A 16,197-nucleotide genomic window follows, 5' to 3' on the forward strand; every position below is an offset into this window, starting at 1 on the left:
GGTTCGGGGGAATCACAGATGCCGGCGGCGGTCGGCGACCTGCCGGTCGTAGTCCTCGCGGGCCCGTACGGCGGCCTCGCGCTCGGCGGTCTCGGCGACGGGCACGTCCCACCAGGCCTCGGCCGGGGGAGCGGTGGGCGTCGGGTCCGTCTCCACGTACACACACGTCGGCCGGTCGCTCGCGCGGGCCGCTGCAAGGGCCTCGCGCAGCTCCCGCACGGTCTTGGCGCGCAGCACCTCCATGCCGAGGCTGGCCGCGTTGGCGGCGAGGTCCACCGGCAGCGGCGCTCCGCCGAAGGTGCCGTCGGCGGAGCGGAAGCGGTAGGCGGTGCCGAACCGCTCGCCGCCGACCGCCTCGGAGAGGCCGCCGATGGAGGCGTACCCGTGGTTCTGGATGAGGACCAGGTTGACGGGCAGGCCCTCCTGGACGGCGGTGACGATCTCGGTCGGCATCATCAGGTAGGTGCCGTCGCCGACCAGCGACCAGACCGCGACGTCCGGGGCCGCCTGCTGGACGCCGATACCGGCCGGGATCTCGTAGCCCATGCAGGAGTAGCCGTACTCCAGGTGGTACTGGCGCGGCGAGCGGGCCCGCCACAGCTTGTGCAGGTCGCCCGGGAGCGAGCCGGCCGCGTTGATGACAACGTCGTCATCGCCGACGACCGCGTCCAGGGCGCCGAGCACCTGGGTCTGGGTCGGTACGGCGTCCTCGTCGTCCGCGCGGTAGGCCGCCTCGACGACGGCGTCCCAGCGCTCCTTGCCCGCCCGGTACTCCGCCGCGTAGTCCGCGGCCACCCGGTGCCCGGACAGGGCCTCCGCGAGGGCCGTGAGTCCCGCCCGCGCGTCGCAGACGAGCGTGCGCGCGGCCAGCTTGTGGGCGTCGAACCCGGTGATGTTCAGGTTCAGGAAGCGGACGTCCGGGTTCTGGAAGAGGGTGCCGGAGGCCGTGGTGAAGTCCGTGTACCGGGTGCCGACGCCGATGACCAGGTCGGCCGTGCGGGCCAGGTCGTCGGCGACGGCCGTCCCGGTGTGCCCGATCCCGCCCAGGTCGGCCGGATGGTCGTGGCGCAGCGAGCCCTTGCCCGCCTGGGTCGAGGCGACGGGGATGCCCGTGGCCTCTGCAAGGGCCCTCAGAGCGTCTTCCGCGCGGCTGTGGTGGACTCCGCCGCCCGCCACGATCAGCGGCCGCTGAGCGGCCCGTACGGCGCTCACGGCGTCGGCCAGCTCCACGGGGTCGGGGGCGGGCCGCCGGACCCGCCACACCCGCTCGGCGAAGAACTCCTCCGGCCAGTCGTACGCCTCCGCCTGGACGTCCTGGGGGAGGGCGAGGGTGACCGCGCCGGTCTCGGCCGGGTCGGCGAGGACCCGCATGGCGTTCAGCGCGGAGGGGATCAGTGCCTCGGGGCGGGTGATCCGGTCGAAGTAGCGGGAGACCGGGCGCAGGGTGTCGTTGACGGAGACGTCGAACTCGCTCGGGTGCTCCAGCTGCTGCAGCAGCGGGTCGGGCGCGTGGCTCGCGAAGTAGTCGCCGGGGAGCAGCAGCACCGGCAGCCGGTTGATGGTGGCGAGGGCGGCGCCGGTCACCAGGTTGGTGGCGCCCGGGCCGATGGACGTGGTCACCGCCTGCGCCGAGAGCCGGTCCAGCTGGCGGGCGTGGCCGACCGCCGCGTGCACCATCGCCTGCTCGTTGCGGCCCTGGTGGTACGGCATCACGTCGCTGTACTCGACGAGCGCCTGGCCGATCCCCGCCACGTTGCCGTGGCCGAAGATGCCCCAGGTGCCGGCGATCAGCCGGTGCCGGACGCCGTCGCGCTCGGTGTACTGGGCGGACAGGAACCGCACCAGCGCCTGGGCGACGGTCAGGCGGGTGGTCGGCTGGCTCATGGAGGACCTCATTCGGACGGGGTGGTGTACAGGGGAGCCGGGCGTCGGCCGCCGGGGACCGGCGCCATGTCGCCGAGGCGCTCCGTGGGTGCCAGGGGTACCCCGGACGGGAGCGGGTAGGCATCGCCTTCGGAACGGCCCGTCGCGACCAGGCCTGCGGCCTGTGCTGGCGGCTCGGTCATGCGAGGCTCCTCGAGGGTGGGCTGATGCCCCTCAGGTGTAGATCGGAGCAGGTCGCGCTGTCAATGGTTTGTACTTACATTCGGACCTGAATGTGAAATGATGTCTTAACAAAGTATTGACAGCGGGCCGCACAGGGACTTGTATCCCGTCCCAACGCAACAGCGAGTGACCCGGACCACCTCCGTCGGCCCGGGTCCACGGATCGTCCTGATCCGTTCCTTTCCCCCGTAGCACAGTGAGGTGCAGGAAAGATGGACCGTTCTTCCCACTCCCGTTCGCGCAGGCTGGCCCCGATCGTGGCCGTCGCCGCGGCGGCAGCCCTGACCCTCGCCGGCTGCTCCAGCAGCTCCGGAGGAAAGAAGTCCGAAGAGGGAGGAACGGCGGCCTCGGCGGGCAAGGCCTCCACCCCTCGTATGACGGTCGCGCTGGTCACCCACCAGTCGCCCGGCGACACCTTCTGGGACATCGTCCGCAAGGGCGCCCAGGCCGCCGCCGACAAGGACAACATCAAGCTCGTCTACTCCGCTGACCCGAACGCGGGCAACCAGGCCAACCTGGTGCAGAACGCGATCGACCAGAAGGTCGACGGGATAGCCGTCACCCTTGCCAAGCCGGACGCCATGAAGGACGTCATCGCCAAGGCCAACACCGCGAAGATCCCGATCGTCGGCCTCAACTCCGGTCTGAGCGACTGGAAGAAGCTCGGTCTGCTGGAGTTCTTCGGCCAGGACGAGACGGTCGCGGGCGAGGCGCTCGGCAACCGGCTGAACTCCGAGGGTGCGAAGAAGGTCGTCTGTGTGATCCAGGAGCAGGGCAACGTCGGCCTCACCCAGCGCTGCGACGGAGTGAAGAAGACGTTCTCGGGGACGACTGAGACACTGTACGTGGACGGCACGTCCCCGACCGCGGTCAAGTCGACGATCACCGCCAAGCTCACGCAGGACACCGCCATCGACCACGTGGTCACCCTGGGCGCCCCGATCGCGCTGATCGCCGTCCAGTCGGTGTCCGACGCGGGCAGCAAGGCGAAGGTCGCCACCTTCGACCTCAACAAGGACCTGACCGGCGCGATCAGCAAGGGCACCATCGAGTTCGCGGTGGACCAGCAGCCCTACCTCCAGGGCTACCTGGCGATCGACTCGCTGTGGCTCTACAAGAACAACGGCAACTACATGGGCGGCGGCGAGCAGCCGGTGCTGACCGGCCCGGCCTTCGTCGACAAGTCCAACGTCGCCAAGGTCGCCGAGTTCGCCGCGAAGGGCACTCGGTGATCGAGATGAGTCAGGAGACCCAGCCGGCGGTGGCCACACCGCCGGCCCCCGGTCCGAAGGAGAAGGACGGCCGGACCGCCCAGCGCCCGCTGGTGCTGAGGGTGCTGGCCCGCCCCGATGTCGGTGTGTTCCTCGGTGCGGTCGCGGTGTACGTCTTCTTCCTGATCTCGGCCCCGCCGGTGCGCGAGGCCAGTGCGATGGCGAACATCCTGTACCAGTCGTCGACCATCGGGATCATGGCGCTGCCGGTGGCCCTGCTGATGATCGGCGGGGAGTTCGACCTGTCGGCGGGTGTCGCGGTGATCACCTCGGCGCTGACCGCCGCCATGCTCAGTTACCAGCTGACCATGAACGTGTGGGTGGGGGTGGTCGCCGCTCTGGTCGTGTCGCTGGGGATCGGCTTCCTCAACGGCTGGCTGGTGGTCAGGACCGGACTGCCCAGCTTCCTGATCACCCTGGGCAGCTTCCTGATCCTGCAGGGCGTGAACCTCGCGGTGACCAAGCTGGTCACCGGCAACGTCGCCACCGACGACATCAGCAACATGGACGGCTTTGACCAGGCCAAGGCGCTCTTCGCCTCGTCCTTCGACATCGGCGGCGTCCAGGTGAAGATCACCATCTTCTGGTGGCTGTTCTTCGCGGCCATCGCCACCTGGGTGCTGCTGCGCACGAAGTACGGCAACTGGGTCTTCGCGGTCGGCGGCAACAAGGACAGCGCCCGCGCGGTCGGTGTCCCGGTGAACTTCACCAAGATCTCGCTGTTCATGCTGGTCGGCTTCGGTGCCTGGTTCATCGGGATGCACCAGCTGTTCTCCTTCAACACCGTGCAGTCCGGCGAGGGCGTGGGCCAGGAGCTGATCTACATCTCCGCCGCGGTCATCGGCGGCTGCCTGCTGACCGGCGGCGCCGGCTCGGCGATCGGCCCGGTCTTCGGCGCGTTCATGTTCGGCATGGTCCAGCAGGGCATCGTCTACGCGGGCTGGAACCCCGACTGGTTCAAGGCCTTCCTCGGCGTCATGCTCCTGGGCGCCGTGATGATCAACCTGTGGGTGCAGCGCACCGCGACCAGGAGGTGACCCGATGACAGACAACCACTCGACAACCCACGGTGCCGTCCTTGCGGACGAGGCACCCGCCGACGGCGCCCCGATCGTCGAGCTGCGCTCCACGGGCAAGTCCTACGGCAACATCCGCGCCCTGCACGGCGTCGACCTCAAGGTCTACCCCCACCAGGTGACCTGCGTGCTGGGCGACAACGGCGCCGGCAAGTCCACCCTCATCAAAATCATCTCCGGGCTGCACCAGCACACCGAGGGCGACTTCCTCGTCGACGGCACCCCGGTGCGCTTCTCCACCCCCCGCGAGGCCCTCGACAAGGGCATCGCCACCGTCTACCAGGACCTCGCCACCGTCCCCCTGATGCCGGTCTGGCGCAACTTCTTCCTCGGCTCCGAGATGACCAAGGGTCCCTGGCCCGTGCGCCGTCTCGACATCCAGAAGATGAAGGAGACCGCCGACCGCGAACTGCGCAACATGGGCATCATCCTCGACGACCTCGACCAGCCCATCGGCACCCTCTCCGGCGGCCAGCGCCAGTGCGTGGCCATCGCCCGCGCCGTCTACTTCGGCGCCCGCGTCCTCATCCTCGACGAGCCCACCGCCGCCCTCGGCGTCAAACAGTCCGGCGTGGTCCTCAAATACATCGCCGCCGCCCGCGAACGCGGCCTCGGCGTCATCTTCATCACCCACAACCCCCACCACGCCTACATGGTCGGCGACCACTTCAGCGTCCTGCGCCTGGGCACCCTCGAACTCTCCGCCGAACGCGCCGACATCACCCTCGAAGAACTCACCAACCACATGGCCGGCGGCGCCGAACTCGCCGCCCTCAAACACGAGCTCTCCCAGGTCCGCGGAGTCGACACCGAAGAACTCCCCGAAGAGGAGGACCTCACCGCACCCGTCGCGACCGGTCCGGAAGGAAAGTCCTGAGCCCATGACCGACGCTCTCGACCGCATCCGGGTCGGCTCGGCACCCGACTCCTGGGGCGTCTGGTTCCCGGACGACCCCCGGCAGGTCCCCTGGGAACGCTTCCTCGACGAGGTCGCAGAGGCCGGCTACTCCTGGATCGAACTCGGCCCGTACGGCTACCTCCCCACCGACCCGGCCCGCCTCACCGACGAGATCGCGAAGCGGGACCTGAAGGTCTCGGCGGGCACGGTCTTCACGGGCCTGCACCGCGGCCCGGCCGTCTGGGAGTCCACCTGGGAGCACGTCAGCCAGGTCGCCGCGCTCACCCAGGCCATGGGAGCGAAGCACCTGGTGGTCATCCCCTCCTTCTGGCGGGACGACAAGACCGCCGAGATCCTGGAGCCGCCGGAGCTGACCGGCGAGCAGTGGGCCCACCTCACCAAGGGCATGGAACGGCTCGGTCACGAGGTGAAGGAGGCGTACGGCCTGGACATCGTCGTCCATCCGCACGCCGACACCCACATCGACACCGAGGAACACGTCGAGCACTTCCTCGACTCGACCGACACGGAGCTGGTCAACCTCTGCCTGGACACCGGCCACTACGCCTACTGCGGCGGCGACAGCGTCAAGCTGATCGAGACGTACGGCGAGCGGATCGGCTACCTCCACCTCAAGCAGGTGGACCCGGCGATCCTGGCCGACGTCCAGGCCAAGGGCACCCCGTTCGGGCCGGCCGTGGCCCAGGGCGTGATGTGCGAACCGCCCGCCGGTGTTCCGGAGCTGGCGCCGGTACTGGCGGCGGCGCAGCGGCTGGGGGTCGACCTGTTCGCGATCGTCGAGCAGGACATGTACCCCTGCGAGCCGGACAGGCCGCTGCCCATCGCGGTGCGCACCCGGAAGTTCCTGCGATCCTGCGGCGCCTGACAGCCGCATCCCGGGGACCGCGCGGAGAGATCCGCGCGGTCCCGTGCGCCCCGGCGGGTTCGGGAACACCCGCCGGGGCGCACGCGTTTTCACGGATGACGGGTGACGTCCGCTACGACGGGGAGGACGAACATGAGCCACGAAGAGACGGCTGCCGAGGACGTGGTGCGCAAGGAGCGCTTCGGCACGCTGCCCGAGCGGATCCGCCCGGAGGACATGGTGGAGACCACGCCGGCGGTGCAGCACGACCCGGACCGGGACGCCTACGACCCGGACGAGTTCGCGGTGCGTTACGGCCTCTGAGCCGCCGCCTGGACGCGGCCCGCGCCGTGGACGAGCAGGCTCTCGGCGCGGGCGGCGCGGATCCCGGCGCTGATCGTGGAGGGACCGCGTGCCTGAGGGGACGGACGGGCCTGACGGGACAGAACGGCGGGGCGGGGACCGGAACACGGTCCCCGCCCCGCCGTTGCGCGAGTGTCCGCGGGTGTCAGGCTCCGCGGACCTCCGCGATGGTGACCGGCCGGTGCTCGTGCAGGGACAGCGTGCAGGCGTCGGCGACCCAGCCGGCCTCCAGGGCGTCCTCGACGGTGCAGGGGGAGGGCCGGGTGCCGGCCACGACCTCGGTGAAGGCGGTGAGTTCGGCGCGGTAGGCCGCCGTGAACCGGTCCATGAAGAAGTCGTGCGGGGTGCCCGCAGGGAAGGTCACGCCGGGCTCGACCGAGCGCAGCGGGAGCTTGTCCTCCAGGCCGACGGCGATGGAGTCCGCGAAGCCGTGCAGCTCCATGCGGACGTCGTAACCCCGCGCGTTGTGCCGGGAGTTGGAGACCACCGCGATGGTGCCGTCGTCCAGGGTGAGGATCGCGCCGGTGGTGTCGGCGTCCCCGGCCTCCTTGATGTAGTCGGCGCCCCGGTTGGCGCCGACCGCGTACACCTCGGTGACCTCACGGCCGGTCACCCAGCGGATGATGTCGAAGTCGTGCACGGAACAGTCCCGGAAGATCCCGCCGGACGCGGCGATGTACGCGGCCGGCGGCGGGGCCGGGTCCAGGGTGGTGGAGCGGACGGTGTGCAGCTTGCCCAGCTCGCCGGCCTGGACGGCGGCCCGGGCGGCGACGAAGCCCGCGTCGAAGCGGCGGTTGTAGCCGATCTGGATCGGTACGCCGCTGCCCTGGACGGCCCGGAGCACCTCGACGCCCTCGGCCATCGTCTTCGCCACCGGCTTCTCGCAGAAGACCGGGACACCGGCCTCGACACCGGCCAGGATCAGGGCCGGGTGGGCGTCGGTGGCGGCGGCCACGACGATGCCGTCCACACCGGCGGCCAGCAGCGCCTCGGGCGAGTCCACGACCTCGGCACCGAACTTCTCGGCGGCGGCCTTGGCCGCGTCCGCGAACGGGTCGGTGAAGACGAGCGACTCGACGGCGTCGAGCCCGGAGAGGGTCTCGGCATGAAAAGCACCGATACGGCCGAGACCGAGGATTCCGATACGCATGGGTGTAACTCCTTGATGTGTAACGCGCCCCCAAGGGGCGCGAGGAACTGCGCGATCAGCCACGATGAACCCGCAGACGTTCTACGGCCTGTCGGCCCGTCAGCTCTCTCGCCGCGCCGCGGCAGCCCGCAGCCCGTCCCGCAGCACCCGCGGCGCCCACCCCTCACGCAGCGCCCGCCGCACGAGGTCCGCCTGCGAGGGCGGGGCCATGCCGTCGACCGGCGGATCGCTGTCGAGGTTGGTGGGGAACGGGTAGCCCTCGGCGCTCGCGGCGATGACGTGCTCCAGCCACGCCTCGCCCGCCCCCTCCGAGCGGCGCCGGCGCAGTACCGGGTAGACCGCGTTGGCCACCGCCTCCCGGTCCACGGTCTCCATGGCGCGCCCGAACGCCGAGGACACCTGGAGCAGGTTGGCCATCCGGCGGACGTCGAGGGTGCGGTTGGTGCCGGCCGCGTGGAACACCGCCGGGTTGAAGAACACCGCGTCGCCCTTCGCGAGGGGCAGCTGCACGTGGCGGGCCTTGAAGTAGTCCTGGAACTCCGGCCGCCGCCAGGCCAGGTAGCCGGGCTCGTAGGTCTGCGAGTAGGGCAGGTACATCGTCGGCCCCGACTCCACCGGCATGTCGCCGTGCGCGACCGCGCCCTGGAGGGTGAGCACGGGGGAGAGCCGGTGCACATGGGCCGGGTAGGACGCCGCCGTCTCGTCGGAGAGGAAACCGAGGTGGTAGTCGCGGTGCGCGGTCTGCGCCGCGCCGCCCGGGTTGACCACGTTGATCTGCGAGGTGATCTGGTAGCCGGGGCCCAGCCAGGCCCGGGAGACCAGGGCCACGATGTCGTTGGCGTAGTAGTCGGCGAACGCCTCCGGGTCGTACAGCGCCGCCTTCTCCAGGGCGTTCCACACCCGCTCGTTGGCCCCGGGCGTCGCGAAGTGGTCGCCGGCCACAGCTCCGGATTCGTGCTGTTCGGAGATGAGCGCCTCGAACACCGCGGTGGCCCGGTCGACCACCTTCGGGTCGGGGAACGCGCCCTTGAAGACGACGACGCCGGGGCCGTCGGTGAGAGCGCGGACGAGTTCGGTCCGTACCCGGTGGGCCGCGTCGGCGGTGCGCAGCCGCTCGCTGTCGTAGACGAGGACGTTGTCCTCGACGGCCGAGGCGTGCGGGTAGGCGGCCGGGTCCGTGGTCCGCTCGACGAGGGCACGGAAGGTGTCGAGGTCGCAGTCCTGCTGCGAGAGCCAGGCACGGCCCTGTTCGGCGGCAAGGGACATCGATGTCCTGCTTTCGGTCACGGCCACGGTCACGGCCACGGCGGGGCTCTGCCATTCTTGTCAGCACAAACCCCTCGAACAACCAGCAGCGACCCATCAAAAACCCTTCAAGGAGGCAGTCCGTGGGCCACCCCTTCCCCATCCGCGAGATCGCCCGTCAGGCCGGGCTCAGCGAGGCCACCGTGGACCGGGTGCTGAACGGCAGGGGCGGCGTCCGGGACAGCACCGCCCGCGAGGTGGAGCGGGCCATCGCCGATCTGGACCGGCAGCGCACCCAGGTCCGGCTGGTGGGCCGTACCTTCATGGTCGACATCGTGATGCACGCGCCCGAGCGGTTCACCACGGCCGTGCGCGCCGCGCTGGAGGCCGAGCTGCCGGCACTCCACCCGGCGGTGGTGCGCTCCCGGTTCCACTTCCGGGAGACCGGGCCGGTGGAGGAGCTGGTGCGGACGCTGGACCGGATAGCCCGCCGCGGCTCGCAGGGCGTGATCCTCAAGGCGCCGGACGTCCCCGAGGTCACCGCCGCCGTCGGGCGCCTCAGGTCGGCGGACATCCCGGTCGTCACCCTCGTCACCGACCTGCCCGCCAGCGGCCGGCTGGCCTACGTGGGCAGCGACAACCGGGCCGCCGGCGCCACCGCCGCCTACCTGATGGGCCAGTGGCTCGGCGACCGGCCCGGCAACGTCCTCACGAGCCTCAGCAGCGGCTTCTTCCGCAACGAGGAGGAACGCGAGATGGGCTTCCGCAGCGCCATGCGGGCCAGGCACCCCGAGCGCACCCTGGTGGAGATCGCCGAGGGACAGGGGCTGGACGCCACCCAGTACGACCTGGTCCGCGCCGCGCTCGTGCGCGACCCGGAGATCCGCGCCGTCTACTCCATCGGCGGCGGCAACATTGCCACCCTGCGCGCCTTCGACGACCTCGGCCGGGAGTGCGCCGTGTTCGTCGCCCACGACCTCGACCACGACAACACCCGGCTGCTGCGCGAGCACCGCCTGTCCGCCGTCCTCCACCACGACCTGCGCCAGGACATGCGCGAGGCCTGCCACCTGGTGATGCGTGCCCAGGGCGCGCTGCCCCCGGCGGGCCCGACCCTGCCGTCGGCGATACAGGTGGTCACGCCCTACAACATGCCGGCGCCCACGACCCGCTGAGCGCGTTCGCGCACCGACTCACAGACTGATCGCGTACGCCTTGCGCAGCGTCTCGTGCACCGTCCAGGTCGTACGGTCGCCCGCGCGCAGTACGGCCATGTCCCCGGGGCCCACGGTGAACGTCGCCCCGCCCTCGACCTCGATCGTCGCCGAGCCGCTGACCACCACGAACAGCTCGTCCGCCTCGGTGTCGGTGACCACGCCCGGGGTGATCTGCCAGATGCCGCGGAGCTGCTTGCCGTCGGCCGACTCCCAGACCACCTTCCCGGTGACCTCGGGCGTGCCGGAGACGATCTGCGCCGGGTCGAGCGGATCGGGTTCGAGTTCGGCGTCGGGGATGTGCAGGGCGAAGCTGTGCGTCGTCATACGGCGACCCTAGCGAGCCGACCGGTGTCCCGGCCGTGGACAGGGTGTGGGGCATCCGGCCTGGTGGGAGGACACTTCGTCGGGCCGTGCCCGGTGGCGTCCGGGCCCGGCCCGGGTGATCGTGGAGGACATGGCTGACTCCCCGGCGGCCGTGGGCCGGCCGCGCGCGCACGACACCCGCGAGGCCGTCCTGTTCGGCGGGGTCTACGGCGCGGTGCTGGCCTGCTCGATGGTGGCCGCGCTCACCCAGTACGGCCACACCTCCGAAGCCAGCCGCCGCTACGACGCCCTCTGGCTCCTGGTCACCGCCTGCGCCTCCGCCCTGGCGCACGGCTATGCCCACTACATCGCCGAGCGGGCCCCGCACCAGCGCTGGGACGCGCTGCGCAGCCTGGCCGACGAGTGGCCGCTGGTCACGGCCGTCCTGCCCACCGTCTTCCTGCTCGCCGGCGCCGGCTGGGGCTGGTGGCCGCCGAAGGGCGTCGAGTATCCGGCCTTCGTTCTGAACATCGTGATCCTGTTCGGCCTCGGGCTCGTCACCGCCCGCTGGTCGGCGCGGAGTTGGCCGTTGGCCGTGTTCATCGGCATGGTCGACGCGTTGCTCGGGGTGATCGTGGTGGTCGCCAACGCGCTCATCAAGTAGGTGCCGAGTCGATGCAGTTCATTGAACGGTAAACGGGTTTACGATCACCCAAGGTCACTGTTCCTCCGGGCAAGGAGCCGGCATGACATCCGAAGACGCGGTCACCGCAGAGGCCGTCGACAGCCTGCGGGGCACCGACGACCCCCGGCTGCGCGAACTGCTCACCGCGCTGATCCGCCATCTGCACGCGTTCACCCGTGAGACCCGGCTGACCCAGCGCGAGTGGGAGACGGCGATCGCGTTCCTCACCGAGACCGGGCAGACCTGCACGGACACCCGGCAGGAGTTCATCCTGCTCTCCGACGTCCTGGGCCTGTCGATGCTGGTCGAGACGGTCAACGGGCACAGCGACCCCGGCAGCACCGAGTCGACCGTCCTCGGCCCCTTCCACATGACCGAGTCCCCGGTCCGGGAACTCGGCGCCGGCATCGACCTGGTGGGCACCGGTGAACCCTGCGTGGTCAGCGGTGTCGTCCGCGCCGCCGACGGCACCCCGCTGCCCGGCGCGGTCCTGGACGTGTGGCAGGCCGACCCGCACGGCTTCTACGACGTGCAGCAGCCCGAAGTCCAGCCGCCCGGCAACGGCCGCGGCCTGTTCACCGCCGACGACGAGGGCCGCTTCCGGTTCCGGACCTGTGTGCCCAGCGAGTACCCGATCCCGACCGACGGCCCGGTGGGTGCCCTGCTGAAGGCCACCGGACGGCACCCCTACCGCCCCGCCCACATCCACTTCATCGTCTCGGCCGAGGGGCACGCGCCGGTCACCACGCACATCTTCGTCGCCGGCGGTGCGTACCTGGACTCCGACGCGGTGTTCGCGGTCAAGGAAAGCCTGGTGAAGGACTTCACCCCGGTCGACGACCCGGCCCTGGCCGAGGAGTACGGCGTGCCGAACCCGTTCCGGCACGCCCGCTTCGACCTGGTCCTGGAGCGCTCGTGAACCCCTTCGACTTCGTCCACGAGACCCGTCCCGCGCGGGTGGTCTTCCGGCCCGGTGCCGCGCGCACCGCACCCTCCGAGGAGGCCCGGCACCTGGGGCTGCGGCGGCTGCTGGTGCTGAGCGGCGAGCGGGGCGCGGACACCGCGCGGGCGGTCGCCGACTCACTCGGGGACGCCTGCGCGGGCCTGCACACCGGGGCCCGGATGCACGTCCCCGTGGAGGTCGCCGACCGGGGCGTCGAGGCGGCGCGGGCCGCGGGCGCCGACGGCTGCGTGGCCGTCGGCGGCGGCTCGGCCGTCGGCCTCGGCAAGGCCGTCGCGCTGCGCACCGGACTCCCGCTGATCGCCGTGCCCTCGACCTACGCGGGCTCCGAGATGACCCCGGTCTGGGGCCTGACCGAGCACGGCGTCAAACGCACCGGCCGCGACCCCGTCGTCCTGCCCCGCAGCGTCGTCTACGACCCCGAACTCACCCTCTCCCTGCCCGTCCCGCTCTCGGTGACCAGCGGGATCAACGCCCTCGCCCACGCCGTCGAGGCGCTGTACGCCCCCGACGGCTCGCCGCTGGTCGCGCTCATGGCCGAAGAAGGCGTACGGGCGCTGGCGGGCGCCCTGCCCGAGATCGCCGCCGTGCCGGAGTCGGTACCGGCCCGCTCCCGCGCCCTGTACGGCGCCTGGCTGTGCGGGGCCTGCCTCGGCGCCACCACCATGGGCCTGCACCACAAGCTGTGCCATGTCCTCGGCGGCACCTTCGGCCTCCCGCACGCCGAGACCCACACCGTCGTCCTGCCCCACGCCCTCGCCTTCAACGCGCCCGCCGCCCCTGAGGCGGCCGCCGCCGTGGCCCGGGCCCTCGGCGCGGACGACGCCCCGACCGCCCTGCAGGAGCTGGCGGGCCGCCTCGGCGCACCCCGCTCCCTCGCCGAACTCGGCCTTGAGGAAGCGGACTTGGCGGTTGCCGCGGCCCAGGTGGCCGGGCAGCCCTACGCCAATCCGAGACCGGTCACGACCACCGAGGCACTGAGCGTGCTGCGCGCGGCGTACGAGGGCGGGCCGGTCCGGCAGTGACCACCCGGTCCCCGGACGAGGCGGGCGGGCGCGGGCGGACCCGGATCCCGCGAGGCGGCGGCCCCGGCGCGGCGCGGCTCCCGGGCGGTCGAGGCCGGCCTGACCGGCCTGACCGGCTTGCGAACCCGGCGCCCGGCCTCAGTCCGGCGCCTGGCCGGATCCGGGAGCGGAGCCGTCGGCGGACGGGAGGCCGAGCCGTTCGAGGAGCCCGGCACGCAGCGGATCGGCGTCCGGGAGACCCAGTTCGGCGGTGATGGCCAGCGCGTGGGTCCACGCGGTGCGGGCGGGATACGGGCGTCCGGCGGCGCCGTGGATGTCGCCGAGACAGACGAGACCGGCGGCCTCGCCGTGCCGGTCGCCGGTCTGGTGGAACAGGTCGAGGGCCTGCTGATAGCGGTCGACGGCCTCGGCGTGCTCGCCGAGCCGGTGCAGGATGTAGCCGAGACTGTCCTGGATGTGGGCCTGCCCGTTGAGGTCCCCGGTCTCCTGCGCCAGCTCCAGGGCCTGACGGCAGTGGGTCAGGGCCTGCTGGTGGTCGCCGAGCTGGGCGAGTATCCAGCCGATGTGGTTCAGCGCGGCGGACTGCCCGGCCCGGTCGTCGACGGCACGGTGGTGCGCGAGGCTGTCGTGGGCGTGGCCGAGCGCCTGCTGATGCCGGCCCTGGGCCTCGGACATCCGGGACAGGTGCTGATGGATACGGGCCTGCCCGGCGTGGTCGCCGGCCTCGCCGAACAGCTCCAGCGCGCGCAGATAGTGCGCGCGGGCCGCGTCCGGACGGTCCAGCCGGTCCTCGGCGAGACCGAGTCCCCGGTGGGCCTCCGCCTGCCCGACGGCATCGCCCTCGCGCCGGGCGGCGTCCAGCGCCGCGGTGTGCGCGGCGATCAGCGCCCGCCGGTTGCCGTGCCGGTCGAGATAGGTGGTCAGCGCCGAGGCCAGCCGCCAGGTGTGGCTGTGCAGGCCGGCCGCGGGCGCCTGCTCCACCGCGGCGAGCAGGACCGGATGCTCGGCGGTGAACCAGTCCTGTGCCTGCCGGTGGCCGGACAACTCCTCGGCGGCGGCGCCTGGTCGGGCGGGCGGCAGCGGAGTGGGGCTGGGCCGGGGAGTCAGCAGGGCGTCCGCCCGGTGCGCGGTGTGGAGGTAGTGGTCGAACAGGCGGTGCGCCGCGGTGCGCCGGGTGTCGTCGCTGTCGTGGGTGGCGACCAGCTCGGCCGCGTAGGCGCGCAGCAGGTCGTGGAAGGCGTACCGGCCGGCGGGCTGTTCGGTGAGCAGATGTCCGCGGACCAATTCGGCCACCAGCACGCGGGCACGGGCGGCGGGTACGCCGGCCAGCGCGGCGACGGCCGGGAGCGCGGCGTCCGGGCCTGGATGCAGGCCCAGTAATCGGAAGAGCCGGGCGGCCTCCTGGCCGAGCGCCCGGTACGACCAGGAGAACACCGCCCGTACCTCGCTGCTCGCCTCCCCGCCGTCCAGGGCGTCCAGCCGCCGGTCGGTCAGGCGCAGCTCCTCGGCCAGGGCGGCCAGCGGCAGTTCGGGCTGCGCGGCGGCACGGGCGGCGACGATCGCGAGCGCGAGCGGCAGGCCTGCGCACCGGCCGACGATCTCCCGTACGGCATCGGGATCGGCCTTCACCCGCTCCGCGCCGAGCCGGCGGACCAGCAACTCCCTGGCCTCCTCGGCGGCGAGCATGCCGATCGTCAGCAGCTGCGCCCCCTCGGTGGCCGCGAGACCGGTCAGCGATCTCCGGCTGGTGATCAACGCCAGACACCCGGGCGCCCCGGGCAGCAGCGGACGGACCTGCTCGGCGTCGCGCGCGTTGTCCAGCACCACCAGCACCCGACGCCCCGCCAGCAGACTGCGGTACAGGCCGACCTGGGCCTCCAGGCCTGCCGGGATCCGGGCCGGCGGCACACTCAGGGCGTCCAGGAACCCCCGTACCGCCTCGGCGGGGCTCAGTACCGATCCGGTGGGCGTGAAACCGCGCAGGTTCACATACAACTGACCGTCGGGGAAGGCCCGTTGGGCTCGCCGTGCCCAGTGCACGGCCAACGCGGTCTTGCCCACCCCGGCCGTGCCCGACACCGCCGTGATCACCACCGCCGACGGCTGGTCCGCCGCCGAGACGAGGACGGCCTCCAGCCGGGCGAGCTCCTCGCCGCGGCCGATGAACCCCTGGACTCCCATGGGGAGTTGGCCGGGTGCCGCACCCGGCCAGGGAGTCGCCGCGGCCGGCGGCCGCGCCGGGGGAGCGGCCCGGACCGGGGTACGGGACGCCGGCCGTACGACGGACTCGGCCAGGCCTCCCCGCAGGATCGCCTCGTGGACCTTCCGCAGTTCCGCACCGGGGTCGGTGCCGAGCTCCTCGGCGAGCCGCTTGCGGACGTCGGCGTAGCAGTCCAGTGCCTCCGCGCTGCGGCCGACGGCGTGCAGCGCCCGCATCAGCGCCTCGGTCAGCGGTTCCACGAGCGGGTACGCTTCGAGAAGTTCGGTCAGCGGGCCGATCACAACGACGGGATCGCTGACGCGCGACTCCACTTGGACCCAGGCGACCGCGGCGTCCACGTGCTGCCGCCGCCAGGCCTCGCGCACCCGTGCCGCCCACTGCCCGCCGAGCCCGGCCAGCGGCTCCCCGTGCCACAGCCCGAGCGCCTCGCGCAGCAGCGCCGCCCGCGCCTCGTCCGTGCGCCCCGTCTCCCGGGCCCGGCCCGCCAACTGCCGGAACCGATGGATGTCCACCTGGTCCTCGCGGGCCTCCAGCAGGTATCCGCCGGAGCGGCGCACCAGACGCAACCGGGGATGCCCCGAGCCCTCGGTCTGCTCGCACAGCCGGCGCAGCCGTGCGACATGAGCGTGCAACGCGCGTCGCGCCCCGTCCGGCGGATCGGCGCCCCACACCCGTCTGATCAGTACGTCGGCCGGGACGGGCCGGCCGGTGTCCACCGCCAGCGCGGCCAGCACGGTCCGCCGTTGTGGTGGCCCGACCTCGGCGGTCCGGCCCTGAATCTGGAGCTCCACGGGTCCGAGAAGGCGTAATT

15 protein-coding genes are annotated in these 16,197 nt (G+C 72.1%); 9 read left to right on the forward strand and 6 right to left on the reverse strand.

The window, feature by feature from the left end; translation table 11 throughout:
- Positions 1-12: 12 nt before the first annotated feature.
- Positions 13-1,884, reverse strand: a complete 1,872-nt coding sequence (iolD, locus tag SSP29_RS42775) for a 3D-(3,5/4)-trihydroxycyclohexane-1,2-dione acylhydrolase (decyclizing) (protein WP_089106373.1) — start codon at positions 1,882-1,884, stop codon at positions 13-15.
- An 8-nt stretch (positions 1,885-1,892) separates the two neighbouring features.
- Positions 1,893-2,066, reverse strand: a complete 174-nt coding sequence (locus SSP29_RS58900; protein ID WP_167450141.1) for a hypothetical protein — start codon at positions 2,064-2,066, stop codon at positions 1,893-1,895.
- Positions 2,067-2,318: 252 nt separating this feature from the next.
- Between SSP29_RS58900 and SSP29_RS42780 the strand changes: the two genes are divergently transcribed.
- From SSP29_RS42780 to SSP29_RS58905, 5 genes are all read left to right on the forward strand, one after another.
- On the forward strand, positions 2,319-3,338 hold the full coding sequence (locus SSP29_RS42780; RefSeq protein WP_089106374.1) for a sugar ABC transporter substrate-binding protein: 1,020 nt from the start codon (positions 2,319-2,321) through the stop codon (positions 3,336-3,338).
- Positions 3,339-3,343: 5 nt separating this feature from the next.
- Positions 3,344-4,414, forward strand: coding sequence for an ABC transporter permease (locus SSP29_RS42785; RefSeq protein ID WP_150136027.1), 1,071 nt, complete (start codon positions 3,344-3,346; stop codon positions 4,412-4,414).
- A gap of 4 nt (positions 4,415-4,418) precedes the next feature.
- Positions 4,419-5,330, forward strand: coding sequence for an ATP-binding cassette domain-containing protein (locus tag SSP29_RS42790; protein WP_089106376.1), 912 nt, complete (start codon positions 4,419-4,421; stop codon positions 5,328-5,330).
- A 4-nt stretch (positions 5,331-5,334) separates the two neighbouring features.
- Positions 5,335-6,237 (forward strand): sugar phosphate isomerase/epimerase family protein, encoded by a 903-nt coding sequence (locus SSP29_RS42795; RefSeq protein ID WP_089106377.1) that lies wholly within the window; start codon positions 5,335-5,337, stop codon positions 6,235-6,237.
- Positions 6,238-6,369: 132 nt separating this feature from the next.
- Positions 6,370-6,540, forward strand: coding sequence for a hypothetical protein (locus tag SSP29_RS58905; RefSeq protein ID WP_167450142.1), 171 nt, complete (start codon positions 6,370-6,372; stop codon positions 6,538-6,540).
- Positions 6,541-6,724: 184 nt separating this feature from the next.
- Here SSP29_RS58905 and SSP29_RS42800 read toward each other — a convergent pair whose 3' ends face one another.
- Both SSP29_RS42800 and SSP29_RS42805 read right to left on the reverse strand, forming a co-directional pair.
- On the reverse strand, positions 6,725-7,729 hold the full coding sequence (locus SSP29_RS42800; RefSeq protein WP_089106378.1) for a Gfo/Idh/MocA family protein: 1,005 nt from the start codon (positions 7,727-7,729) through the stop codon (positions 6,725-6,727).
- A gap of 99 nt (positions 7,730-7,828) precedes the next feature.
- Positions 7,829-8,995: a phytanoyl-CoA dioxygenase family protein gene (locus SSP29_RS42805; protein ID WP_089106379.1), complete on the reverse strand. Its 1,167-nt coding sequence runs from the start codon at positions 8,993-8,995 to the stop codon at positions 7,829-7,831.
- A gap of 122 nt (positions 8,996-9,117) precedes the next feature.
- Here SSP29_RS42805 and SSP29_RS42810 point away from each other — a divergent pair, with 122 nt between their 5' ends.
- Positions 9,118-10,149 carry a LacI family DNA-binding transcriptional regulator gene (locus tag SSP29_RS42810; protein ID WP_089106380.1) on the forward strand — a complete coding sequence of 344 codons (1,032 nt, stop codon included), beginning with the start codon at positions 9,118-9,120 and terminating at the stop codon, positions 10,147-10,149.
- 18 nt (positions 10,150-10,167) lie between these two features.
- Here SSP29_RS42810 and SSP29_RS42815 read toward each other — a convergent pair whose 3' ends face one another.
- A complete protein-coding gene (locus tag SSP29_RS42815) occupies positions 10,168-10,515 on the reverse strand; it encodes a cupin domain-containing protein (RefSeq protein ID WP_089106381.1) in 348 nt (115 codons plus the stop codon).
- A 130-nt stretch (positions 10,516-10,645) separates the two neighbouring features.
- Between SSP29_RS42815 and SSP29_RS42820 the strand changes: the two genes are divergently transcribed.
- The 3 genes from SSP29_RS42820 to SSP29_RS42830 all read left to right on the forward strand — a co-directional run bounded on the left by SSP29_RS42820 (position 10,646) and on the right by SSP29_RS42830 (position 13,165).
- Entirely contained in the window at positions 10,646-11,158 is a 513-nt protein-coding gene (locus SSP29_RS42820; protein WP_089106534.1) for a hypothetical protein, read from the forward strand.
- 82 nt (positions 11,159-11,240) lie between these two features.
- Positions 11,241-12,098: an intradiol ring-cleavage dioxygenase gene (locus SSP29_RS42825; protein ID WP_089106382.1), complete on the forward strand. Its 858-nt coding sequence runs from the start codon at positions 11,241-11,243 to the stop codon at positions 12,096-12,098.
- The gene (locus SSP29_RS42830) at positions 12,095-13,165 is read left to right on the forward strand and encodes a maleylacetate reductase (RefSeq protein WP_089106383.1); all 1,071 of its coding nucleotides are present in this window, start codon (positions 12,095-12,097) and stop codon (positions 13,163-13,165) included. The genes SSP29_RS42825 and SSP29_RS42830 overlap by 4 nt, the downstream gene beginning before the upstream one ends.
- Before the next feature lie 138 nt (positions 13,166-13,303).
- Here SSP29_RS42830 and SSP29_RS42835 read toward each other — a convergent pair whose 3' ends face one another.
- Positions 13,304-16,177 carry an AfsR/SARP family transcriptional regulator gene (locus SSP29_RS42835; RefSeq protein WP_245883518.1) on the reverse strand — a complete coding sequence of 958 codons (2,874 nt, stop codon included), beginning with the start codon at positions 16,175-16,177 and terminating at the stop codon, positions 13,304-13,306.
- Positions 16,178-16,197: the final 20 nt, after the last annotated feature.

The sequence above is a fragment of the Streptomyces hyaluromycini genome (assembly GCF_002217755.1).
In the GTDB taxonomy this organism is placed as follows: domain Bacteria; phylum Actinomycetota; class Actinomycetes; order Streptomycetales; family Streptomycetaceae; genus Streptomyces; species Streptomyces hyaluromycini.

Excerpts from the sequence above, each read along its gene's own strand:
- iolD (WP_089106373.1), bottom strand. The coding sequence starts at position 1,884 with ATGAGCCAGCCGACCACCCGCCTGACCGTCGCCCAGGCGCTGGTGCGG.
- SSP29_RS42815 (WP_089106381.1), bottom strand. The coding sequence starts at position 10,515 with ATGACGACGCACAGCTTCGCCCTGCACATCCCCGACGCCGAACTCGAA.
- SSP29_RS42795 (WP_089106377.1), top strand. The coding sequence starts at position 5,335 with ATGACCGACGCTCTCGACCGCATCCGGGTCGGCTCGGCACCCGACTCC.
- SSP29_RS42820 (WP_089106534.1), top strand. The coding sequence starts at position 10,646 with ATGGCTGACTCCCCGGCGGCCGTGGGCCGGCCGCGCGCGCACGACACC.
- SSP29_RS42805 (WP_089106379.1), bottom strand. The coding sequence starts at position 8,995 with ATGTCCCTTGCCGCCGAACAGGGCCGTGCCTGGCTCTCGCAGCAGGAC.
- SSP29_RS58905 (WP_167450142.1), top strand. The coding sequence starts at position 6,370 with ATGAGCCACGAAGAGACGGCTGCCGAGGACGTGGTGCGCAAGGAGCGC.
- SSP29_RS42800 (WP_089106378.1), bottom strand. The coding sequence starts at position 7,729 with ATGCGTATCGGAATCCTCGGTCTCGGCCGTATCGGTGCTTTTCATGCC.
- SSP29_RS42825 (WP_089106382.1), top strand. The coding sequence starts at position 11,241 with ATGACATCCGAAGACGCGGTCACCGCAGAGGCCGTCGACAGCCTGCGG.
- SSP29_RS42790 (WP_089106376.1), top strand. The coding sequence starts at position 4,419 with ATGACAGACAACCACTCGACAACCCACGGTGCCGTCCTTGCGGACGAG.
- SSP29_RS42780 (WP_089106374.1), top strand. The coding sequence starts at position 2,319 with ATGGACCGTTCTTCCCACTCCCGTTCGCGCAGGCTGGCCCCGATCGTG.
- SSP29_RS42785 (WP_150136027.1), top strand. The coding sequence starts at position 3,344 with ATGAGTCAGGAGACCCAGCCGGCGGTGGCCACACCGCCGGCCCCCGGT.
- SSP29_RS58900 (WP_167450141.1), bottom strand. The coding sequence starts at position 2,066 with ATGACCGAGCCGCCAGCACAGGCCGCAGGCCTGGTCGCGACGGGCCGT.